Annotated in this window: 17 protein-coding genes and 1 pseudogene; 13 read left to right on the top strand and 5 right to left on the bottom strand. The window is 41.6% G+C overall.

All coding sequences use genetic code 11. From position 1 onward, the window contains the following. Positions 1 to 38: 38 nt before the first annotated feature. From KDK19_RS10865 to KDK19_RS10925, 13 genes and pseudogenes are all read left to right on the top strand, one after another. Positions 39 to 410 (top strand): annotated as a pseudogene (locus KDK19_RS10865) (DUF29 domain-containing protein); the annotation flags it as partial. Between the two features lie 9 nt (positions 411 to 419). Then, on the top strand, positions 420 to 926 hold the full coding sequence (locus KDK19_RS10870; RefSeq protein ID WP_257291937.1) for a DUF29 domain-containing protein: 507 nt from the start codon (positions 420 to 422) through the stop codon (positions 924 to 926). Between the two features lie 166 nt (positions 927 to 1,092). After that, on the top strand, positions 1,093 to 4,794 hold the full coding sequence (locus tag KDK19_RS10875) for a tail fiber domain-containing protein (RefSeq protein WP_257291938.1): 3,702 nt from the start codon (positions 1,093 to 1,095) through the stop codon (positions 4,792 to 4,794). Positions 4,795 to 4,833: 39 nt separating this feature from the next. Next, complete coding sequence (locus KDK19_RS10880; RefSeq protein WP_257291939.1) at positions 4,834 to 5,712, top strand: hypothetical protein; 879 nt, start codon at positions 4,834 to 4,836, stop codon at positions 5,710 to 5,712. 158 nt (positions 5,713 to 5,870) lie between these two features. Next, entirely contained in the window at positions 5,871 to 12,110 is a 6,240-nt protein-coding gene (locus tag KDK19_RS10885) for an FG-GAP repeat protein (RefSeq protein ID WP_257291940.1), read from the top strand. 45 nt (positions 12,111 to 12,155) lie between these two features. After that, positions 12,156 to 14,222: a hypothetical protein gene (locus tag KDK19_RS10890; RefSeq protein ID WP_257291941.1), complete on the top strand. Its 2,067-nt coding sequence runs from the start codon at positions 12,156 to 12,158 to the stop codon at positions 14,220 to 14,222. 1 nt (position 14,223) lies between these two features. Then, entirely contained in the window at positions 14,224 to 17,076 is a 2,853-nt protein-coding gene (locus tag KDK19_RS10895) for a hypothetical protein (protein WP_257291942.1), read from the top strand. A gap of 66 nt (positions 17,077 to 17,142) precedes the next feature. Further along, complete coding sequence (locus KDK19_RS10900; RefSeq protein ID WP_257291943.1) at positions 17,143 to 18,138, top strand: hypothetical protein; 996 nt, start codon at positions 17,143 to 17,145, stop codon at positions 18,136 to 18,138. Positions 18,139 to 18,156: 18 nt separating this feature from the next. Then, positions 18,157 to 18,750 (top strand): glycoside hydrolase family 108 protein, encoded by a 594-nt coding sequence (locus KDK19_RS10905; RefSeq protein WP_257291944.1) that lies wholly within the window; start codon positions 18,157 to 18,159, stop codon positions 18,748 to 18,750. Between the two features lie 10 nt (positions 18,751 to 18,760). Next, complete coding sequence (locus KDK19_RS10910) at positions 18,761 to 19,411, top strand: hypothetical protein (RefSeq protein ID WP_257291945.1); 651 nt, start codon at positions 18,761 to 18,763, stop codon at positions 19,409 to 19,411. Positions 19,412 to 19,425: 14 nt separating this feature from the next. Beyond that, positions 19,426 to 20,037 (top strand): hypothetical protein, encoded by a 612-nt coding sequence (locus KDK19_RS10915; protein WP_257291946.1) that lies wholly within the window; start codon positions 19,426 to 19,428, stop codon positions 20,035 to 20,037. Positions 20,038 to 20,046: 9 nt separating this feature from the next. After that, the gene (locus KDK19_RS10920; protein WP_257291947.1) at positions 20,047 to 20,382 is read left to right on the top strand and encodes a hypothetical protein; all 336 of its coding nucleotides are present in this window, start codon (positions 20,047 to 20,049) and stop codon (positions 20,380 to 20,382) included. Positions 20,383 to 20,385: 3 nt separating this feature from the next. Beyond that, positions 20,386 to 20,745: a hypothetical protein gene (locus KDK19_RS10925; protein WP_257291948.1), complete on the top strand. Its 360-nt coding sequence runs from the start codon at positions 20,386 to 20,388 to the stop codon at positions 20,743 to 20,745. A gap of 85 nt (positions 20,746 to 20,830) precedes the next feature. Here KDK19_RS10925 and KDK19_RS10930 read toward each other — a convergent pair whose 3' ends face one another. The 5 genes from KDK19_RS10930 to KDK19_RS10950 form a co-directional block, all read right to left on the bottom strand. Further along, positions 20,831 to 21,328 carry a DUF29 domain-containing protein gene (locus KDK19_RS10930; RefSeq protein WP_257291949.1) on the bottom strand — a complete coding sequence of 166 codons (498 nt, stop codon included), beginning with the start codon at positions 21,326 to 21,328 and terminating at the stop codon, positions 20,831 to 20,833. After that, positions 21,325 to 21,825 (bottom strand): DUF29 domain-containing protein, encoded by a 501-nt coding sequence (locus tag KDK19_RS10935; RefSeq protein WP_257291950.1) that lies wholly within the window; start codon positions 21,823 to 21,825, stop codon positions 21,325 to 21,327. The genes KDK19_RS10930 and KDK19_RS10935 overlap by 4 nt, the downstream gene beginning before the upstream one ends. Beyond that, positions 21,822 to 22,322 (bottom strand): DUF29 domain-containing protein, encoded by a 501-nt coding sequence (locus tag KDK19_RS10940; RefSeq protein WP_257291951.1) that lies wholly within the window; start codon positions 22,320 to 22,322, stop codon positions 21,822 to 21,824. Before KDK19_RS10940 ends, KDK19_RS10935 begins: the two co-directional genes overlap by 4 nt. Next, positions 22,315 to 22,701, bottom strand: coding sequence for a DUF29 domain-containing protein (locus KDK19_RS10945; protein WP_257291952.1), 387 nt, complete (start codon positions 22,699 to 22,701; stop codon positions 22,315 to 22,317). The genes KDK19_RS10940 and KDK19_RS10945 overlap by 8 nt, the downstream gene beginning before the upstream one ends. A gap of 73 nt (positions 22,702 to 22,774) precedes the next feature. Then, positions 22,775 to 23,181 (bottom strand): DUF29 domain-containing protein (locus tag KDK19_RS10950; protein WP_257291953.1); only part of this gene is annotated, 407 nt, incomplete at its 5' end.

Consider the following 23,181-nt stretch of genomic DNA (forward strand, 5'->3'; position numbering starts at 1 on the left):
ATGAGCATATGGGCATATCGGAATAACTTAATGAACTTGATATTGAGAATTTAATTGAAGAGGTTGAGGATATGGGCATATCGGAATATCGTGCCTTAAAAAGTGCTTTAGAGCAATTGTTGCTACACTTGCTTAAATGGCAAAAGCAATCCTCTAAAAAAGATGATCTACATGATTTAGAGAGCTGGTACCGTAGCTGGAGAGTTAGTGTTAATACTCAGCGAACTGCTATTAGAAAAGTATTGGATGATAATCGAGGGTTAACACATAAAGTGGATGAAGTAATGCCCAAAGCTTATCGGTGGGCTCGTGAGGCAGCAGCAGACGCTATGGATTGTAAAATTAAAGATTTTCCAGCAAAGTGCCCTTGGAGTTATGATGAGATTATGGTTCGCAATTGGTTACCTTAGGTGGAAATCATGAAAAATAATTTATACGAAAGAGATTTTACCCAGTGGTTATCGCAGCAACGTGAGTTGCTGGCTAGTAAACGGTTTGATGAATTAGATTTGGATAATCTTTTGGAAGCACTGGAGTATGAAGTGGGTAGTGAAATTGGTCGTCTAGAGTCCTATTTAGAGAGACTAATTAAACATCTACTTAAATATAGTTACCAGAAACAGGTCCTGCAAGACCCATGGGTTGATTACATGTTGTCGGGTTGGTCTGATAGCATTGATGATTCAAGGATACAGATTAATCGATTTATAAATAAAAAACCCAGCTTACAAACCACACTTGAAGCTATGTTAGAAGAGGTATATTCTGACTCTAAAAAGAATGCCATTATAGAAATGAATAAATTTGCACGAACTGATAATCAGCGTTTAGATAACAATAGCTTTCCTAATAAATGCCCTTGGAGCTTTGAGCAGATAATGATTGTAAGCTGGTACCCACTTAATGGGGTAGAAATGGATACTTGATTTAGTAAATAGTCGAAATATAAAGAGTTAATGGATGACCTATGGTTTATAGTAAAACAATATCAAAAATAAATTGGGAGGGCGTGGCCCTCCCTTTATGCCGATTATGTTATGGAGTATTAATAGTACTTATGTACAACAATAAGTCGTAAAAACGGAGTTTATCATGACCACCTTGAGGTATGATTTTGATTCAACCGGGCTGTTGCCCGATAACAAGATCAAGGATGAACTGCACGTTTTAAGTGTTGGCAATGGAAGCGACTATCAGTTTATCATAGCTCGCGCTGCCCCGTTTTTTCAAAACTCAATAGAAGTTTTTCACATCCCCTCACAACGCACTTTAACTCAGGGCGTAGATTATATCCTTACCCATAGATACCGTGAAGCCAGTGATGAGGTAGGTACGGGTATTTATGGTTCAGTGACTTTTCTTGATAAGGATCTTTCAGGTCAAGTCAGATTAAACTATCAAACCCTGGGCGGTGAGTTTGTTCTTAATGAACCCCTTATCCTCAGTACAGTGATTGGCGATCTATCAGGTCATAGAGTGATTGACTGGGCCGATATTGCTAACACCCCCGCCACTTTTCCACCCGTTTACCATAAACACCAAGAGGTAGATGTAGGTAGTTTTCAGGAGCTGGTCTCTGAAGTTAAAGCGATTAATGATACCCTTAAAGGAGAAGGGCATGTTAATCACCAGCATCGCATTGCCCAGATTCAAGGGTTAGATGTAGCACTGGCTTCTAAAATTGATAATACAGGACAGCATCGTGTGCGCTTAGGTGAGGTATTTAATTACCCTAATCGCCATACGGGCACACTCACTATTACTTTGCCTGAGCTTGATAACAGTGGTCTGGCTAGTATTTCTATTTTGGTACAAGATCGTTATAATTCACACACCATGAGGGTATCTGGCGATTTGCTTGCTAGTACCGATGCTACTTTTGGCTCCAGTGTCAGTAACGCCAAACTCTCAACCAGTATTGACTCACCTTCTGAACATGGCTATTTTGCTTATAATGAGCAAGGTCAGGCAGTTATTTATATTGGCGATATTGGTGTTGAGTGGGATCAACCCACGCTGGTTATTAATGAAGTGCTTTGCAGTGAGCTTTTAAAGGATGACTTTAATAAGGCTATTAGCTTTGGTCAGGCAGCCTCAGGTCTGGGTGAGCGGTTTAAAGTTAACCGTCCAGGTACCAGTGCTGAGATTAATAACCGGGTGTATGAGTTTGATGCCCAAAAGGTATTTCGTATTCGTCAAGGTGAGCTGAAAGTTAATCACCAACACGGTCAAACCAGCAATACACTTTACCCGCTTTTTGTCCATGATAATCCAGAAGATGGTCATTACCGCATAGAGGCCACGGTACACTTTATTGGCAATCCTACCAAGCAATCCGATAGTGATCCCAGAGTGAATCCTACAGGGGGGACTATTCGGGTTAAAGTGGTGGGTACAGGCTCTGGTAACCCCAATCCTCACGGCGATTCACATCCAGGAGGTCGTAAGTTTTGTAATGTCTATATCGAGAACCACACAGGTTATCCCGTTAAAGTTGAAGTTTTTAAAGAAACGGAACTAACCACTTTAGCATTAGTAGTTGGTGATGCTAATAATCCCACACTGGATTATCCAATGACTATGGAAGTCAGTGTTCAGGGGGTGAAAAACTTTACCTGGAATGGGGGTGAGCTGAACCGTGATTATACTGCCATTGACCAATCGGCTTTGGCCGGTAAGATTATCTTTAGTGCACCGGCTAACTCAGATACTACCCCACACGCTTTGCACATATTGGAAGATCTCACGGTTAAAGGGGTAAATGTTGGTCAGCAAATCGTTGATTATGATCAGGAGCTAATTGCCATTAAAGCGGCTCTTGGGCAGAGCTCTGAGGACATTAGTAATCTCTTGGGCGGCCTGAGAATTACTGATACCGGTGCTTATGCTGAGCTTGGCGATAATGCTCTGGTTCGTGCGGCCAGTGATGACAGTGCTACTACACATGCTACTTTGGGTGTCAAGAAAGAGGGTAGTACACCAGGTGCTTATGTGCAGCTGCGCAATAATACCTTAACCTATCGTCAAGAGGTAAGTCAGAAGTTCTCCGGTGGCACTTTCAGTCAGCCTATGTATCACACCTATGCCAATGTTAGTGGTAGTGACAGACTGGTATCTTATCATAATCAGGACTCTGTGTATAATGCCCTACATGGTATCAATACCCATAAGCTAACTTTAGGCAAAGACAGTGAAGGTATTCATACTGGCACTACTTTTGTACAGGAAGGCTTAACCGGTAATAGCGGTAGTTTTCACCAGCTAGTTGGTACTGATGTGAATAATGGTTTTGGTCTGGCTTGGTTTACTAAAAATCCACCCTCAGGATGGACGAGTGTTAGTCAAGATACAGCCACCTTTTATCGCAGAAAAAATGGTATTACCCATGTGGTCTTTGAGTACACCCTTGATACTAATGATATCGTTTTTAATGGTGAGATTAGTGTGGGTGGTTTAAATGTTTATCAAACCTTGCAGGCATTGTCAAACTCATCAACCTCAGCCGATGGACGCTTGACTACTTTAAATCAAAGTGTTACCAAACTAAGACAGGATGTTGACAGTAATGATAGTGATATCAGTGCTTTGCAACAAAGGGTAACAGCTACTGAGCAAGCTAACAGCACTCAGGGCAATTCTTTGCAGAGTCACAGTGGTCGTTTGGATCTGATAGAGCAAGAGCAACAATCACTAACAACGGATATTGCCAATAACAAGTCTTCTATTACGGCGACTAATAATGCTTTGGGTAGTACCAATTCCAACGTCAGTCAAAACGCACGGGATATTACCTCTCTTGAGCAGGATCTGGCTAATACCAAACAAAATGTTAGTACTAATGCATCCTCCATCAGTCAGCTCAATACTGGTCAAACACAGCAAAATAACCGCTTAACTGCACTAGAGAATGAAGATTCTTCACTGTCACAAAGGATTACCAGTAATACCAGCAGCATCAATACCCTGAGTTCTAATTTGACTAAAGCCGAAGGTGATATTGAGGATAATGTCGATGGTATTAAAGCAATCAATACTTCCATTAGTCAAATTAAACAGGTAAACACCAATCAGGACAGCCAGTTAAATAACTTTAACTCTCAGCTTAACAGTTTAAATCAGTCTATTAATGATTTAAATAACAGTGATACCACTCAGAATCAAGCTATTGCCAAGCGATTGGAAGTTAATGGTGGTGTTGCCACTATTAACGAAGCTAACGGCACTCGTTTTGAGCTAACCTCCACTAACGGTAATTCTATTAACCGAGCCTATTTGGGTAATGCTTATGGTACTAACTATGCCAGCGCAATAGTAGCTCTGTATCGCGATAGTGTTAATGGTGCAGGTTATACTTTTAGAGGGGATAGTGGCGCAGCAGTACCGGGTACTGTAGGGGCTATGGCTTTCTGGCGGTTACAGGGGGGTACTTATAGTGAAGTATTTAGATACCTCTATACTTCCAATAATGTCTTCTTCAGTGGTGAAGTATTTTCCAACATTGACTTTACCGTGACCTCAGATAAAAACTTCAAGTCAAATATTCGCAAACTTGATTTATCGCTTGAGATGCTTGATCTGATTGATGCTTATACCTTCAATCGTACGGACATTGATGATCCTAAGATGGACTTTGCAGGTGTCATTGCCCAAGAGTTTAAGAAGGTACTGCCCCAATCGGTGCGCTCTGATGAGGATGGTAAGTTGAGGGTCTCACCATTGGGTGTCGATGCTTTTGTCATTGCCATGCTCAAAGGGCTAAAAGCTGAGCTTGAAGAGATTAAAGCAAAACTGTAACAGGGAATGGGCGGGCTTACCTGCCCATGGGAGTTTGAAATGGCATTGTCTAATAACAAGCCAATTAAACTTAGTGAAATAGCTGCTGAGTTTAAAAACAAAGGTAATGGTGGTAGTACACCGTATTCGCTAACCGACTACTACGGAGCTGCTACTGGTGTACCTGCCAGTGGTGAGTTAAGTATTACTGACTTTTTGGGTAAAAGCTCTATTGTTGAGCTAACTCTTGGATCATCCCAGAATGTTAATATAGTCAGATTTATGCGAGATAACGGTGTTAACTCTGGAATTGTCAGAATCACTATTACAGGCACTATAGGTGCAGACTCAATCAACGCTTACGCACTGACCATTAATAATTTAAGCAATTATGAAAGAATAGAGATTATTATTTCTGCTGGTGTGCACATTGTTGGTAAAGGTGGTACAGGGGGTGATGGTGGTGGTGAAAGAAGTTTTGACGCGCCCACTGCCGGTGGCTTGGGTGGTAATGCTATGCTAGTAGATAGCACGGCTAACGGTAAGTTAGTTATTGATAATAGAGGCGTCATTGCTGGCGGCGGCGGAGGTGGCGGCGGCGGCTCTTTCTATAATGGCATACGTGCCAGTCAAAGTCGAGGTGGTCACGGCGGCGGTGGCGGTGCTGGTTTTAGTGTGGGTACTGGCGGTTATAACCATGATGTAACTCAGGGTGTTCGTGGTACTTTTGGCCATAGTGGCACTTTAACCACGGGTGGTGCTGGCAGAGCAGCACAGTCCAATAGCAACAATCGAACGTACAGTGGTAAGGGTGGTAATCTGGGCCAACCAGGTTCTCGTGGTTATGCTCATATGGGTGGTTCTGCCGGTATAGCAGTAGTCGGTAATAGTTATGTGCAATGGACTTTATTGGGTACTATTGCCGGTTCACGTGTTTAGTTTTGTATTATTTATGCGTGTTAAGTAGTAATAGCTAATTTACCTTTTCCTAAGATACGCTAATTTTATGTAGATAAACACCAAGGAAGATAAACGATTTTAATGGAGCCCAAAGCACAGGGAACGGCTTTGGGAGCTAACCACTTAAAGGTTTCCCAATGATCAAGTCGTATGGATTAGACCTCACGGGGAGGTCGTCTGATAATTATATCGTAGAATCCCACAACAGTAAGGAGACACTTGGGATTCTCGTACCCCACTATTACCCCTTCTATCAAACCAATCTACTTGTTCAGGATGAACAATCCAAGGCAGTGCTAAAGCCTGGAGTGGATTATGAGCTTAGAGCATTACATGAGCCTTTAACAACGCAAACGGGTCAAGGTGTTTATACCCTGATTGTCCTTAAAAAACCAGAAGATCACCCAGATATAACTCTGTCCTATCAGACTGTGGGTGGCTCTTATGCTAAGGGCAATGCTGCTATTTTGCGTTTTCTGCTTGACCTTTTGGAGCAAAGGAATAAGGTTGAGTGGAATGATATCCTGTACAAGCCTTCCGGTTATGTACCCCAATCCCATACCCATATTGCCCAGGACATTGAGTTTAAACAAGAAGTACTCGATGCCCTTGATGCTATTGAAGATGCGATTATAAATCCCAATAGTAATTTATTCGATCAGCTGCTGGCCAGAATTAATCTATTAGCTGATAATACAGGTAACACTCGTTATCTTAGCCAAGCATTGAGTATTAACAATGCGGTTAGTCAAAGTGATCTTTTGACCCGAGTTAAGATTTATCCCAATTATGGACCCTTTAAAGTATCACTCTCCATTGGTTATACCAATGCTCAAGGTAACCAAGAGGTATCAAAAGTAGAAGTATCCGCTGAGTATAATGCCGATTTATGCGGTTATGATCTTAGTTGTTATCAGGTTATCTCTGGTTTTGAACCTAATGTCTCTATGCGATTGCATCACACTGATGGCAGTGCTATTGAGATTATTATTAAACCTGATACTACTGCTCAGCTTGTTGTTAGTGTTGAGCATGTTTGTCATTACTTGCTACCTGGCTTTGATACTGAGCTTGCCTGGATGCGTGGGCAAATATTGATTGATGCCCTACCCTTTGAGCAACTCTCTAGTGACCCTGACTTACCCTTTTACTATCCGACGTATAAAGATGTAAAAGGTGTATTGGAAATTGATGAGGATGTCACTGAAGCGGCTAAACCTATTTATACGCCGCCACTACCTGATCCCAGACCCCCTGCCCCGACACCATGGCGCTCAAGTCCACATGAGTTTATGCGCGAAGATCCCAAAGATCCCTTAATGGGCTTTGGTGATAAAGCGGTGGTAGGTAATGGTGATAAAACCATTGCTACTACGTATCAAGACGATCTTGGTGACTGGCAAATCGCCCTTTACCAGCTAAGTGATGGTGAGTGGCTACAGGATATTTTGCTTAATGAAGTTGCTGAATTTACTCTTAATGATGTTTTTAATCTGGCTCTTGCTGGCGATGAAAATCAGCTGGTAGTCTTGGGTAAAGATACTGAGGTTAAACTACAGACCTTTAGTAAATCAACGGCTTGGACATTAGCGTCAACACTGTCATTACCCACTAGCTATACTGCTGAAAATTTTGTCTTGCACCCTGAGAATTTATTTCTAATAGTCGCTGGTGTTTCTGATGTTAACAGAGCTGCTATTGAAGTTTATACCAATGTTAACAATAGCTGGGTATTGAATACTCAGTTGGGTAGACCTCAGGACAGTATGATTTCTGGGGATCTGAGATCTTTGCGGGTGACTCAGGATGTTAATGGCAAATACTACGCATTTAAGGCTATTGAAAAAACCGCACCTTATCGTCAGGAACTTTGGCTGTATACTCGCAATGAATCGGGTTTTGGTGTTGGTGAGGTATTATCTTTAACCGATGCTGAAGGTAATATTGACGCCCTTTACTCAGACCCCACTCTTAGTAGCGATGGATCTGAGCTGGCCATCGGCTTTAGCTATCCAGATTATGTTGGTGAGGTTCAGGTTTATACCTTCATCAATCAGGCTTGGAGTCGTAAAGAAACGCTTCAACCCTATTTGCTAATAGAGAATGAAACCTTTGGTTTAAAGGTTAGTTACTCAGGTGGTAATAATACCTTGCTGGTCTCACAAACCAGCTTAAGTGTTGCTGTTGAGGGTAGGGTTGCCCTGTATGAGCGTATTGATAGTCGTGAATTTTTCAGGCCAGTAGGCTTTGTTACTCACACCAATCGTGGTGAGCATGAGGCTTATGCTAATGATATAACCTTTAGTCTCAGCGGTAAAGTGTTGCTAATAGGTGCCAGTAAAAACGCTGTTTATGGTACAGATGCTGGCCTGCTCTATGTTTATACCAGCGTGCCGACCAAGTACTTACCACCGGCTATTGTCAGTCCTTTGAACTGGATTGAAGAGCCACCGATTCAAGTTGTTAGTGATACCATCTCAGCTACACAAACTCTGGCACTCAGTGGCGATGGTAATACCTTAGCTATAGGTAATCCCCTGTTAAGTGGGGGTAATCTTAATACCTATCGTCGGGTTAACGGCACTTGGTTGTTAATGAGCACGGTTGCTGCACCTGCTGATAGCAGTTTTTTTGCCAGAGCTATGGCTCTTGATAATAAAGGTGAGGTGCTTGCTGTTAGCTCTATTGAGGCTAATGTACATTTATTATTCAGTGAACCCACGGGCTGGATTCGTTATGATTTGCCTAAACCAGAAGTCAGCTATGGTGAGATATTAACGCTTAGCGATGATGGTAACTGGTTGCTTGTTGGTGCTATGGATACTGAGCAAGCTTTTTTGTATCAGATTCAAGACCGCAGAGCTACTTTGGTACAAACCATCACTAGTGCTCAAACACTCATTGGCGATGGTGTACTTAAAAGTTATCACGAGTGGGGTAAAGATATCAGTTTCAGTGGCGATGGACAGTGGTTGGTTATAGCGGCTACTGGTATTTTAGAGAATGACGCCATTGGTGCTGGGGTGGTTTATCTTTTTAAACGGGATCAAACTCATTATCAACTACACAGTACATTGCGCCATAATAACCCATTGGCCCAAGATCAGTTTGGCCATTCTACCCAACTTTCAGGTGATGGCAGTGTTCTTGCTGTAGCGGCTGATTGGTACGATGATTACGGGTCAGTGTTTGTGTTTCGCTACTTTGCCAGTACCGATCAGTGGTTTCAAGAGCATCAGCTGCGCAGACGATATCGCACTAAGGATGATCGCTTTGGCATTGATATTGCCATTAATGATACGGCTAACACGCTGGTTGTGGGTACTCTGGGAGATGATCGTCAAGGACTTGATAAGGGTGGGGTACAATGCTTTCGTTTTGATGGCCAACGTTGGGGTGAGAGTGAAGAGTTATATCCCAGCATCACGCCAGATGCTGGCTATGGTCGACTTTTACATCTATCCAGTGCTGGTGATGTACTCTCAGTAGTATCACCTGATGTTATTCATCCATTTGTATTACCCCAATGGAGTTACTCAGGACAAGAGCTAACCACAGGGGTATGGAATGAACCTGAGGTTTCTATTATCAAACCTCAGTATGGATTAAGTAAAGATTTTGGTCGCAATATTAGTCTAAGCACTAATGGCTCTTGGCTGTTTGCTACCAATGAAGGGGTTAGGACACAGGATCATAAAAGCGTCTATGGTCTTGAGGTTTTTCAGTGGATTAATGGCGGTTGGGTTTATCGACAAAGTTTGTACCTTAGCGAAGGTAGTTTAAAAGGTAAACCAGTACTGACCAACACCCGCTGTTATTTACTGGCTGAGAATAACGGAACTAAAATACTTGCTTATCAGCTAGTGGAAGGTGTTTGGATAAGTAGTGATGAACTACCCGTGGCTACCAGTAGCAATGAGGAGACTATTGGGGTATCCAGAGACGGTTTATACTTGGCAAGAGCATGGACTGATGAGTTGGAGTCACAGCTATCACTCTGGCATTGGGATGGAGCACAATGGCAAGCTGCTGACAATCTACAACCTGATTCCGATAGAAGCTGGGTCAGTGCCCCCCACTTCTCACCTGATAGTCAAACTATCGCAATACTAAGTAATACAACCGGCGACAGTGAACCTGAGGTAGATATCTACCAACTCTTGGATAATGACTGGGTAAAAGTACAAACACTGTCTTGTGAAACCTTTGTAGGTCCAGTGGTAGGTGCATCTTTATCCTTTAGTGAACAGGGTCATCTGCTGGTCAGTATTGCTCGAAATACAGGCAGTGAGCGTGGTGAGGCGCTGCTCTTTGATAGTGACTGGAGCCTTATACACAGGTTTAGTGAGCTACCATATGGTGCCGATGCGCATTATGGTATCAGCTCATCAATTAACTACTCAGGTGATGTAGTTGTCATTGGTGAGGCTGGTAATAGACTTGAAGGTAGGACGCATCTGTATTGGCAAGATGCAGGCGGTAACTGGATAAAAGTAGATCCGCTAAAGCACAGCCCTATCAGTAATGAAGAGTATGGAGCTGAGATTGTCTTTGGTCCATTGAGTGAATCTTTAATTATTGGTGCTCCTGGTAATGGTAGTTATGGTACGGGTACAGGTTTGATACACACTCGAAATCTTGGGGATAATGTATTTAATCTACCCGATCCTGGCTATGTGCCGGAGCAAGAGTGGCTGGTGCAAACAGAAATGTCTGAATCACTTGATGCCACATTTAATGGTAATTTTGGCTCCCAAGGATGGATCTCTGAGGCGGGTGATGAAGTAATACTGACTTCCCCTAAACGCCTTAATCCCCAAACGGGTGTTCGTGGCGGGGGTGTTTCAGTTTATCTGCGCTATCTTGAGAACTGGCTGGAGACTCAAACCTTAACTGATCCTGATGAAGTTTCAGACAGCTTGTTTGGACAAAGTTTGGTGGTTTCACTGGATAAGAGTCTGATGGTTATCAGTGCACCAAGGCGTGGTGAGAATGCACCCACCGGTGTTCTGGTTACGTATAAAAAGTACGATGGTCAATGGCAATACAGCGATACCTTAGAGTCACCCAACGATCAGAACATGCACCGCTATGGCTATACCTTATCAATGAATGATGCGGGTACTCAATTAGTAGTGGGTGATTCACTGGCTGATCGAGGTGGTCAAGTATTTTACTATCAGCGCATAGGGGATATCTGGCAATTGAGCCACACCTTTTATGGCGATGTCCTAAGTGGCTCAACCGTTTATAACTTCGGTGAAAAAGTGACGCTCAGTCGCAGTGGTCAGTGGTTGGCCATTAGCGTGGCTAATCGACCTGTGGGCAATGGTAACAAAGGCGCTGTGGCAATTATTGCAGTTGCTACCTTAACTTTAACACAAACCTTAATCAATCAGAACCTTGATGGCCTTGGCCACACTATGGTCTTCTCAAAAGACGATAGTAAGTTGCTAATTGGTGCTCCTGATACGCAGTCTATAGGGGCAGTGCAAAGCTTTAGCTGGGAGAATCAACAGTGGCAATCAGATCAAACACTTAATCCCCCAGATCAATATTATCTTGAGTTAAGCGAACCTCTGCGTTTTGGGGAATCGGTTTCTATAGATAGCGATGGTGATATTCTCACCATAGGTGCACCAGGTGATCCCAGTAACTTCGATAAAAACGGTTCTGTGTATCAGTATCGACTGGTTAATAATTTCTGGGAGGTGCGTGGTAAGCATTACCCGGACAAGGTAACCGATGATGAGGAATTTGGGGTTAGTCAGAGACTTTCTGGCAGTGGTGATTTCCTACTGGTAAACAGCCCTAAAAAGGATATAGAAGGAATTGCTCAAGCTGGACAATCCTTTCTCTTGGTTAGCGATGATTGGGTTAGACCAGATGTTAGCGGTTTGTTTAGCTTTAATGCTTCAATTACCAGTACTCATGAAAATTGGCGGGGTGAGGCACAGCTAAACATTAACAGCGAGTCTTGGAGTCAGAATACCAATTTGGGAGTTAACAGTGAGTCTTGGAGTCAGAATACCGATTTGGGAGTTAACAGCGAGTCTTGGTTGGCAGAAACAAGTTTGACTCTGGATTCTACGGAATTCAGACATAACCAAACCATTAGTAGTGAATCTATTGATTTTGGTTATAACCAGGTTTTAGCCAGCGAATCGCTGAGTATTGAGTTTAGCGACACCTTGGGATCAAATTCATTATCTGTGATTTATCAACACAGACTTAATAACGATTCTATTGATATAACCCATAGCGCCACACTTGGAGGGGATAGTGATGATTGGATGCAGGTAGGTAAGATTGTAGTTTATCCTGAGCATACGCAATGGGAAAGCGAAGTAGTCTTACCTGAGATAGTGGGTGACTGAGCTTGGTGGGGCTTGCCCCACCTTTAATAACAAAAGGACATAAGAATGTTAAATTTTCCACTTGATTATCGGGCAACAAAACATGTTGCTTTCTCCGGTACGGGAAATCTTTGTGCTGGGGTACAAAAACAGATAGCTTCCAGTGCTGATGATGATTATAAAAACGTTATTGGTGTTATGGCAAAAAACACTAATGGCTGGTATACAGAAGCATTACTAAGTGATGAAGCTCAACCTAATCCGCAAATTATCGAAATGAGTCGCAACGCTCGGGTGATTGTAACCGTTAATACCCGTGAGAGCAATGTTGTTGACACCCAATCCGTTCGTGGACTGGTGCAGGTGTACTTTAAAACCTACACAGGCTGGACCAATGCTATAACCATACCCCACCCTGAACCAGACAATGATTATTCTTTTTGGGGCAATTCGGTAGCTATCAGTAATGATGGTAATAACCTGGCCATAATGTCGCCTACTAAAGGCATACACATGTTTACGCTGGGTAATGGTACTTATCAATACGCCGGTAAAATATCCGATGGCTTTAATACCTTCAGCAGGTCTAATACCTGCGCGACTCAGCTGCGCTTTAATGTCGCTGGTGAGCTATTTACCCTTGAGTCTATTTCCAGTACAGAACACACTTTAAAGCGTTGGCAGCTCAATACAGGTAGTTGGACTCAAGTTTCTTCTATTAACCTCAACGGCATTTCTAATAATTTATTTTTCTATGACATGGCGGTATCGGGTGACGGTAGTACAGTAGCCATCAGCTGGCAGAGCCAAAGTTTGGAAGAGCCTATAGCTGTGCGTATTGTTACTTTTGAGGGTACCACACCCACTGATAAAGGGGATGTTAATTGGGGTAATGATTATCTTGATAGCTGGTTTGGTACTAAACTGGCACTTAGTAAAGATGGCAAACTACTGGCGGCTTCAGCACCGGGTGCGACGGATGGAGGCATTGTCTACTTCTTTAGACAAACTGCCAATGGTGGTTGGGGTTTGGTGGAACAGATTTATACTAAACAAGAAGGCAATACTTTGTTTGGCACACAAATGTCCTTTGATGACATTGGTCATGCACTGGTAGTTATGTCTTTTGATGACGAAAATAAGCCGACCTATGAGGTTTATCATCACGAAGATTGGATGTCCAGAGCTATCACTACCCTCTATGGTTATCGAAGATACGATACTGTTCCTGTGTACTCATCTGACACCTTAGATGGTGGTTTGGGCGATAGTATGGCCATTAGCCCCTATGGTAATCGTTTGATTGTTGGCGCACCTACTGATGGCTCCGAGAATCCATCACAGGGTTCTGCTCATGAGTTTGAATTGGGTGAGGATAATGTTTGGCGCTTAACCCACACCTTCCCATTACCTGAGGGTGTGGATACCAATAGTAACTTTGGTTATGCAGTAGCATTTATAACCAATGATACTGAAGTTGCTATTAGTGAGCCATTTGATGTTGTTGGTGTACCGGGTGAAATAGCTACCCGCAAAGGCAGAGTGCATTTTTACAGACGCAGCAGCGCCGGTTGGACATTGACTCAAACCATTGAATCGCCCTTTACATTGGATGCCTTTGGTTTCTCATTAGCAACTAAACCCAGAGGCTATGATCCTGTAGTTTCAAATCGTAACATATACAGAACTGTTGTTGGCTTTACTTATCTGGCTGTGGGTGCACCTTATCTTAACGATAAACAGGGGGCTGTCCATATTTATCAAAGGGTATCTGAGTATGCACCTTGGGAGTTTAAAGAAACTTTAAATCCCACTAAATCCATCACGAATAGTTATTGGGGAGGTGCATTGTCAATGGCTAATAACAATGGTCAGTCTTTTCAATTAGCCATAGGTTGTTGCAACAATAATGCTAGTGTTACTACTGATGGCTGGTTAGATATATTTAAACTAACTACGTCAGCCTCCACCATACAACTGGATACTACCTTAGAAGTACCTGTTGGCTATGATCCAGTGGGTTTTGGCGTTTCAGTGGAAATGAAAGAGAACCTCCTTTACGTAGGTCATTACAGTACAACGATAGATCACTCAGGCACAATTCACACCTATGAAATCGCAGTGAGGAAATAATATGTCAGACTATACTTATAAAAACAGCAAACAAAGTGACTTTAAAGTCACAGATGAGAATGCGCCTATAGGCAGTGGTGGTTTTGGCCGCACCATCATGGCTACACAAACCACCTTGTATACTGGCTCAATGTCACATTATCCTGAACCTAGAGTGGACAGCTATCAAAGTCCCATTAATGGTGATGAGCTTTATCATTTGGCACCTCTTGTACCTGATAATGGCAATACAGGACCAACCTACGGCAGAAACACAGTAGCTTCAGCCGATGGTTCACAAGTGATTGTATCAAGTCCATTTCGACCCGATGCCAGCGAGCAAAAGCTCCATGCGTTTCATGATACTACCAATCCAAGGATTATGCCACCCAATCTTGATTGGCCAGAAAGGTGGAATGATATCAAAGTGGGCGGTTTGACATCAGTTGAGGCCGATAGCAAAGATACTGATTTTAGTACTTTTGCTATTACCGCCGATGGCAGTCTCTTGGCAGTTAAGGGTAATAATGACGTTCACACCTTTACCTTGACCGATGGCGTTTGGAGATTAAATCAAACCATTACCCCTAATTACCCTAACCCTGGAAATTTTGGTGAAAGTATTGCCTTTAACGGTGGGGGTCAGTTTTTAATCATCGCTGATCCAAAAGCTGAAGTATACGGTCGGTATCAAGCCGGTCAAGTAATGAGCTATAGCATAAATCCATCGGACAAGCAGGCTACGTATGGTGAAACTTTTACCTCATCAAGTCCAACAACTAATGATAAATTTGGTTCGACTATAGCTATATCGGGCGTTGGACAGGATATAGCTATTGGCTCTGTAGGACATGCATTGGGTTCACCCTACGCGGGCATCAGTGTAATCAGAATGTTTACCTTTGATTCTGGCTGGAAAGAACGCTCTAATCATATCCTCAACCCTGAAGGGAGTATGGATACTGGCTTTGGAAGTAGCCTGAGTTTTTCAGAAGATGGCAGGACTTTAATAGTATCCCACACTAAAGCCGGGACAGATGCTGGTGCGCTCTACAAATACACAACCTCCTCCAATAGCGAGTCAGCTAGCTGGAGTTTAGCACAAACCATTACTCCCAATACCAGTGGTTCTGAAAACTTTGGCATTACTCACGCCTTATCAGGTGACGGTAATACACTGGCGATTACCACGAGCGTTAATACCTCGGTTAATGGCACTTACTCCGTTGAAGTTTGGCAGGATACTGGTTCATTTGCCTTTAAAGAGTTAATACATACTGACGTAAAGGGTGTGTATGAGTATGCACCTGAGCTCTATGTTACCAGCGATGGTAGTGAGATTTACATTGGTATAAAGGAGTATGCTCAGGGGGGAGGTATGGATGGGCCTAACGGTGCGGTGTTCTGCTACACTTTTAATAGCGAGCAAGACATGTATCAACAAACCGATGCTGTTTGGGGTCAGGACCAAGCTGAGTTTGGTCAATCACCACAAGTAGCTAATGATGGTACATTGTTTGTAGGTGCTCCTAGAATGCATAGTTCAACTCACTATAGTCGAGAAGGAGCTTTCATTGCCTTTGCTACCGTTGTTATACTAAGTGGCGAACGTGGTAGATTTTTTAGAGGGGCTTTATCAGGTGGTGAAAATTACCCAACACTAGGTTCTTTTGCAGGCATATCCAGAGACGGTAATACCGCTTATGCTGCGGGTGCTAATAATTGGTTTACTACTTATATCAAGACCGATGATGAATATGTTGAAACAGGTAATTACCAAGTTAGTGTTGGTGGTTATAGTGGACTCACATTCACCGATTTTTCACTATCGAGAAATAGTGAGTTTTTAGCAATCGGTTTTGGCGAAGCTTATTTGACAGATGACTCTGGTACTAAGTGTGGTTTAGTAGTTGTATATAAACGCAACGATGACAATAGCTGGTCTGAATACGCCGTTATTAATGACCCAGATGGTAATGGTAAAAATACTCGCTTTGGTACTAACGTAGCTATTAGTGACGATGGTGGCCTGCTGGCGATCACTAGCGCTTATTATTTTACAGAAGGTATTGGTAGTACTAAACCGGCTGTGCATTTCTACAGGTACTTTGATGATACCAGACAGTACAATAAGGAATTTGACCATAGATATATGGATGGTGGCTATTCCAGTATTCAAACCAGACCCATGAAGTTTGATAACACTAACCGTCTGTTCATAGCTTCTCCTGATACTGGATTCCCAGCAGATTATACTGACCCTGTTCCACCAATGGACTGGGGAAAGATAGAAATCTTCTACTATGATTCAGAAGGAGGTGACTGGTTGTTGGAACATTCTTTTAATCCGCAAAGCGATAATTCTGACGATAAACGATATGGTCGATCTTTTGCGATTAACGATGCCGGTACTGTGCTCTATGCTTATAATTACCATCCGCAAAACACCGATAAGGCTCAGGTTGAAATCCATTACTTCGATGGGACATGGGGATATAAGGGCTTAATGCGTAACGTTCCAACGCCACTGGATCAAGATGGTGAGATTGTTAATATTGATTGCAGTAGCGATGGTCGGTTTGTAGTCACAGGTACCCCAAAAGAAAACTCCCCAGCCCAACGTCGTGGGACGGTTTCGATCTATAAGACCACCAGTGGCGATTACAGCTGGCATTTTACATTTAGTGATATTACTACTTCTGATGTTGATTCGGATTATATCGGCGATTTGAGTACAGCGGTTGTTATGGGAAAAGTAATTGCGATGAACGGTGCTGGTGATGAGGTTATCATTGGTTATAATGAAGTGGTTAATGACCAATCTAAAGAGGGTTGGGTGGCTATAGTTAAGGTGCCTGAAGAACAACCTCAATAACTATTAATGCGGTAGGGCAACCCCCTACCGCATTTTATGACGTTTCATTGGCAAAGGTAATTGCATATGTTAAAACCCATAAAGTACCCGATTGACTTAAGTGCCAATCAGCTGAGTAATAAAATAGACGACGAGGTACATGTTGTCAGCGATGGCCAAAGTCGTATTATTGTCCCCCACCACTCAGTCTTCTACAGTGATACCGTAGTGCTAACCCAACGCAATACGGGTGTGCCTTTAGTTAACGGTACTGATTATACTTTTAATTATCTCCATGAAGAGGCAACGCTAAAAACTGGTCAACCTGTGTATGCAGTTATTCGCATTATCAACAGTGGTATACAAGGTGAGTTGCTGCTTGACTACCAGACCGTCGGTGGTCATTATAGCACCTCGATAGATGCTATCATCAGTGCCATTGAAGATCTAATGGATGCCCGTAATATTGTCCACTGGGATGATATTCTCAATGCCCCCATTAGCTTCCCACCGAGCATCCATGCCCACACTTATGATGATCTGGTTGGCACTGAACCATTAGTCGTAGCCCTGCAAGAAGTCGCCGGTGCGCTACAGGGTCAGCACCCAGGTGCTATTGATGCGCTCTTGGCTTTGCTTGAGAGAAAAGTCAGTAACACAGGTGCCGTTAAATATGGTTTACAGCAGCAGCGCTGGAGTGTTAATGATACTGACGGTGCTCGCTTAATGTTAGCTCCAGCCAGTGAATTCTTTCAATTTACCTTAAGTGGCTGGACAGAAAATATTGGTGCCAGTGATATTATTGTAAGTGGCCATTTAATGTCTGATCAAACTCTGGTAAACGTTCGCATCGATCAGGTCAGCGGTCAGCTAGTACCTTTGGAGTTTGCCGTTGCTATAACCGATGGGTCGGCTATAAATCTACTGGCAAGGACTACCGAAGTCAATGCTGTTGTACATGTAATTGTTAAGGATTTTACTACATTTGATAGTACACCACCTGAATCAGTGACGGTGCGTTGGGAAGCGCTAAGTACTTTCCCCAATGCCCTGCCCAGCTTCAGTCAACCTGTTCTCGTATAATAACAAAAGGAGAGTATCATGGAAGTGTACACAAAAGAATGGATTATTTGTGATAAGGTCAATGTTGAGGGGGGTTATGTTGATCACCCTAATGATCCTGGTAAAGCTACCAATCACGGCATCACTGAAGCGGTAGCTCGTGCCCATGGCTTTAAGGGGGATATGCGCGATCTGACTAAAGAAGAAGCTGTTGCTATTTATAAAGTTTCCTACTGGGATAAGATGATGTTAGATGACATTTATGATCGCAGTATATTGATAGCTGATAAGATGTTTGATATGGGCATTAATCTGGGGGTGCACAAAACTTCAGAGTTATTCCAAAGATATCTTACCATCAACAATCAGTTAGGTGATATTTATCCTGACCTTATTGTTGATGGATATATTGGCCCTAAAACTATAGAAGGCTTTGATAGCTTTATTGCTTATCGTGGTAAACGGGGTAAGATCAATTGTCTAACAGCATTACTCTGTGGGCAAGGGGATCATTATTGTCGACTGGCAATGGCTCGAGAAAAGTCAGAAGCTTTTATTCATGGTTGGATGAATAGAGTGGGTAAAGACATAATGGAGTACGCTACACTGATTGACAGTGGTCGCTATACATAAGGAAAAAGTTATGGGCTCAACAACAGTATACACAACACTTGATAATGCTGAATCAGCAACTATTGTCAAAAGTGTGATGGATGTTTTACTGGTTAATAATAACAAAGAGACCATTCATAAACTCCATGGTATTAAAAACCTGATACGAGGTATTTATAAAGGTACCATGGAGTATTATCGTGATGTTAACTGGTTTATAGAAAAGAGAAATATACACATATGTTTTCAAAAAAGTGTTGAAAACCTTGAACCTATAGCCCGGTTTGTCTTTGATGAGGTTTGTCTGGTTATTGATAAAAATGAGCAGGGATTATTGCGGTGTTGGGTATTAGGTAAATACCGCTTCTTTAAACGGGATAGGTTTTATGTTAAGCATAACATTGACCCGCGTATTGAAGTATCCTTATCTAATTTAAAATCCGACGGTGCCTTAGTGCCAGCCATTAAAAGGTGTCTACATAGACAAAATATCGACTTTTTGGAAATCGATTCAAAATTGATGAAACATGAAGGAGACAACTTGTCTATAGATGGTGTGGATATAGGTGCTGGTATCTGGTTGTTTAGATCAGCCACCGCATCACTGTTTAAGTTAAAGGAGAAAGAAAGTCTTTTCGATAAACAGTGGATTGTCTTCCACACCCAAACAACAGAAAATTAAAGGTGGTTTAGGACATGTTGCAGTCAGAGTATGAATATACGGATTTAGAAGTGCTGATCGACGAGAACATGGGATTTCTAAGGCAAGCAGGCATTGAACCCACTTTTTCTAATATTGCAGGTTTGTTTATGGATAAGCTACCTGTGATCTTATGTAGGGGTCAACGTTTTATAGATCGTGGTAATAAACTCGATCTATTTGATGGTAGTCAATATAGTACTATTAAAAGATTTAGTTTCTCAAATTGCAGTGTCTTTGTCTTAGACAAAAATGAATTGGCTGTGGTGGAAAATGCCTTAGAGCTGGTCAATGATCTTAAGGTGGGCACTGCTTTTAACCGTATACCCAGAAGTACATTATTAGAGCACTTAGGCTTTGATAAGCTTACAGAACTTGCTGATCTTACCCCTAAGGATGCACAAAAGTTATTGGGGGAACATGGGATAGGCGTCTTTAGTATTAGTCGTGAATACTGTCAGCAAATGGGTTTGCAGTTTGATCTAAAAGTAGATTGTTGGGAGGCCACCAACTACACTTTATATTTATCTAATAATGAAGGATTTTCTGTAACACGTGGTCATAGTTACTGTGGTGTTTTAGAAGTGGAGGCTTTGATTATTTACTAGGGGGAATATGTGGGGTTTGATAACATTTATTTAACCGAGATAATTGAAGTTGGTTTTAATAAAGCTTTAGAGAGGGCAGGTGAGCACTTTACAAAATTACCCGATTTTATGGAGCGAATAACAGGGATAGAATGTGAAGCTCGCTTCAGTCGATATTGGTGTATCGATCGTGGCTTTTTAAAAATAAAAGCCACCCTTAGCCTAGATGGATTTTGCTTTCCACTAGCTGCACCTATAGTTAAGAAGGGGGAGTTTGGTGTAGCTGTTATATTATCTAATGTAGGGATCACTGCTGTTTTTCTCAGCTTGAGAAAAGAGGAAGAAAACTACGAATTCTGGGAATAAACCATGGAACCACTTAATAATAATGTACCAGATAGTATTGCAGTAAATCCAGCTGATCATTTAATGTCAGTTTTCTATAGCGATTTAGTTATTGAGTTAGATAAAAAACGACCTTTTCAAAGTGTTGTTTCTCATCTGTCTTTGCGCCATAATGTCAAAGTAGTACTGGCTTTAAAACAACGGTTTCTTCTTACCCCATACAATTTAATCCTCTATCGTCAATCTAGACCACAGCATATTTGTGATTGTATTGGTGATATAAAAACATTTGATCATTACTATATTGCCCCTATCCATCAGGAGGGTGAGGTTACACTTTTTGTACTGGATAAACACAAAGCCCATAAAGGCACTTATACCTAATAAAAGGGAGGGCCAAGCCCTCCCAATTTATTTTTAATTTATTATCCATGAGCATTATCTTTTTATAATTTCAATCACTGACCATTCAAATCTCTACCCCATTCAGTGGATACCACTCAGTTTCCATTAGTTTATCAAAATCCCAAGGACACTCATTGGGAAGGCTATTATTATCTAAACGCTGCTTTTTACTGGCGGCGTGTATATTCATCTCATCAATAGCCTGTTCCTTAGCATTAACATATGCCACGACCATAGCTTCCTCAATATAGTTTTTTAAACTATAATTTTCTGTAATTAGCTCATTAATTTTCTTTCTAGATTCCTTAATAGTACCTATCCACTTCTTGATAAAATAATTGCTACAAGCATCTTTTAACACTGTCGTTTGATAATTCATTTTCAGTAAGTGGGCAATCAGGGTTTCTAAGCGATGTCTAAATTCGCGAAGATCACCCTTGATGCCCATCTCCAACTCCTCAAGCAGATTATCTAAATCTAACTCATTAAACTGTTTACTAGCCAATAATGCTACTTGCTTAGTTAACCACTTATAGTGATCTGTATGGTATAAATCACTCATTGTATTTCTACTCCATTCAGTGGATACCACTCAGTTTCCATTAGTTTATCAAAACTCCAGGGACACTCATTAGGAAAGCTATCTTCATTAAGATGTTGACTTTTATGAAGATGATCGTTCATCTCTTTAATAGCGTCTTTTTTAGCATTAGGATAGGCTATAGCTAGAGCTTCATTGGACTGTTGGTATAAACTGGGAGTACCAGCTAAAAGCATCTCAATTGCCGTTCTGGGGTGCCTGATACTACCTTTCCATTTTCTAAGTACCCGCCCAGTGGCCACTGACTCCCTTAATACTGTAGTTTGATATTCCATTTTGAGCGAATGCTGGATTAGGGTTTTCAACTCAGACGCAAGTCGATCAACCTTGTCCTGTAAACTCAACTCCAGCTCCTCAAGTAGGTTATCCAAATCTAATTCATCAAATCGTCTATCAGCTAATAGAGACACTTGTTCAGTTAACCACTTATAGGGATCTGTATGGTATAAATCACTCATTGTATTTCTACTCCATTTAAAGGATACCATTCGGTTTCCATTATTTGCTCAAAATTCCAGGGACATTGTGTCGGGAAACTATCCTTATTTAAACGATCATAGGCATTATGAGCATAATCATTCATCTCATCGATAGCTTGATTTTTAGCTTTAGGATAAGCTTCCGCCATAACCTCACCAATACAATTTTTTAAACTGGGATTCTTTTCAATTAAATCAATAATATCTTCTCGTGTTCTTCTTATTGTACCTATCCACTTTTTAATAAAATGATTATTACAAGCATCTTTTAAAACAGTGGTTTGATAATTCATTTTAAGAAGATGGGAGATTAGGGTTTTCAAACGTCTTCCTAACTCACGAAGGTCAGACATTAAGTTTAACTCCAACTCTTCAACCAAATTTTTAATATCAAGCTTATCAAACTCTTCATTATCTAACAAGGACACTTGTTCTGATAACCATTTGTGGTGATCACTATGGTATAAACTAGTCATCTAAACTCACTCCATTTAAAGGATACCAATTGGTATCCATTATTTGCTTAAAATCCCAAGGGCAAGTTTCTGGAAAATCATTTTTGGCCATTTTACGATGTTTTACAGGAATAAAATCTTTCATAGCTTTCATAGCTCTTTTTTTAGCTATGGGATAAACATCTATTATAACCCCTTGGGCTCGACGTTGTAAGTTTGAGTTATTTTTTACGAGCTTATTAACAGTTTCCCTTGAGCCATCGATGGCCTTTAACCAACCTATCACCACACTGTCTCTTGGCATGACCTCTTTTAACACGGTGGTTTGATATTCACATTTGATTAGAATAACCAGCAGGTCGGTTAATTGCGATTCTAATTTATCGGTGATACTACTCACGTTGTACTCCAAAGTTAATAAAAATTAAATAGTTAATAAGATTAAATACTAACTTACGTCTTCATACTGCCTCCTAAGGTAACCAGTTAGTAACCATGATTTGCTCATAAGACCAAGGACACTCAGTGGGAAAATTACTGACCTTACAATCCATATCTTCAGCCGCAGCCTTACGGGCACGTCCGTAAGCTTTGGGGAATATTATATCTAACTTGGGTTTTAATCCCGGATTCTCTTTTAATTCTTTTTTAGCTTTCCGACGTTGCTTGGCAATGCTATCTAACCAACTAAGGTACCACCGCTCCATATCGTGTAAATCGTCTTTTTGTGATTGCATCTGCCATTTGAGTAAATGGAGCAATAGTTCCTCTATAGCACTATCTAAAGCACGATATTGAGATTTACCCAAATCCTCCACCTCCTCTATTAAATTCTCAATATCAAGTTCATTAAGTTTACCTTCACGCAATAGTTGTGCTT

Origin of the sequence: Endozoicomonas sp. ONNA1, from assembly GCF_024606325.1 — a bacterium.
In the GTDB taxonomy this organism is placed as follows: domain Bacteria; phylum Pseudomonadota; class Gammaproteobacteria; order Pseudomonadales; family Endozoicomonadaceae; genus Endozoicomonas_A.

What these genes read in the sequence shown, in the direction of transcription:
- KDK19_RS10900 (WP_257291943.1), top strand. Translation starts at nt 17,143, where the DNA reads ATGTTAAAACCCATAAAGTACCCGATTGACTTAAGTGCCAATCAGCTG.
- KDK19_RS10880 (WP_257291939.1), top strand. Translation starts at nt 4,834, where the DNA reads ATGGCATTGTCTAATAACAAGCCAATTAAACTTAGTGAAATAGCTGCT.
- KDK19_RS10930 (WP_257291949.1), bottom strand. Translation starts at nt 21,328, where the DNA reads ATGAGTGATTTATACCATACAGATCACTATAAGTGGTTAACTAAGCAA.
- KDK19_RS10925 (WP_257291948.1), top strand. Translation starts at nt 20,386, where the DNA reads ATGGAACCACTTAATAATAATGTACCAGATAGTATTGCAGTAAATCCA.
- KDK19_RS10935 (WP_257291950.1), bottom strand. Translation starts at nt 21,825, where the DNA reads ATGAGTGATTTATACCATACAGATCCCTATAAGTGGTTAACTGAACAA.
- KDK19_RS10870 (WP_257291937.1), top strand. Translation starts at nt 420, where the DNA reads ATGAAAAATAATTTATACGAAAGAGATTTTACCCAGTGGTTATCGCAG.
- KDK19_RS10890 (WP_257291941.1), top strand. Translation starts at nt 12,156, where the DNA reads ATGTTAAATTTTCCACTTGATTATCGGGCAACAAAACATGTTGCTTTC.
- KDK19_RS10895 (WP_257291942.1), top strand. Translation starts at nt 14,224, where the DNA reads ATGTCAGACTATACTTATAAAAACAGCAAACAAAGTGACTTTAAAGTC.
- KDK19_RS10885 (WP_257291940.1), top strand. Translation starts at nt 5,871, where the DNA reads ATGATCAAGTCGTATGGATTAGACCTCACGGGGAGGTCGTCTGATAAT.
- KDK19_RS10875 (WP_257291938.1), top strand. Translation starts at nt 1,093, where the DNA reads ATGACCACCTTGAGGTATGATTTTGATTCAACCGGGCTGTTGCCCGAT.
- KDK19_RS10905 (WP_257291944.1), top strand. Translation starts at nt 18,157, where the DNA reads ATGGAAGTGTACACAAAAGAATGGATTATTTGTGATAAGGTCAATGTT.
- KDK19_RS10940 (WP_257291951.1), bottom strand. Translation starts at nt 22,322, where the DNA reads ATGACTAGTTTATACCATAGTGATCACCACAAATGGTTATCAGAACAA.
- KDK19_RS10910 (WP_257291945.1), top strand. Translation starts at nt 18,761, where the DNA reads ATGGGCTCAACAACAGTATACACAACACTTGATAATGCTGAATCAGCA.
- KDK19_RS10915 (WP_257291946.1), top strand. Translation starts at nt 19,426, where the DNA reads ATGTTGCAGTCAGAGTATGAATATACGGATTTAGAAGTGCTGATCGAC.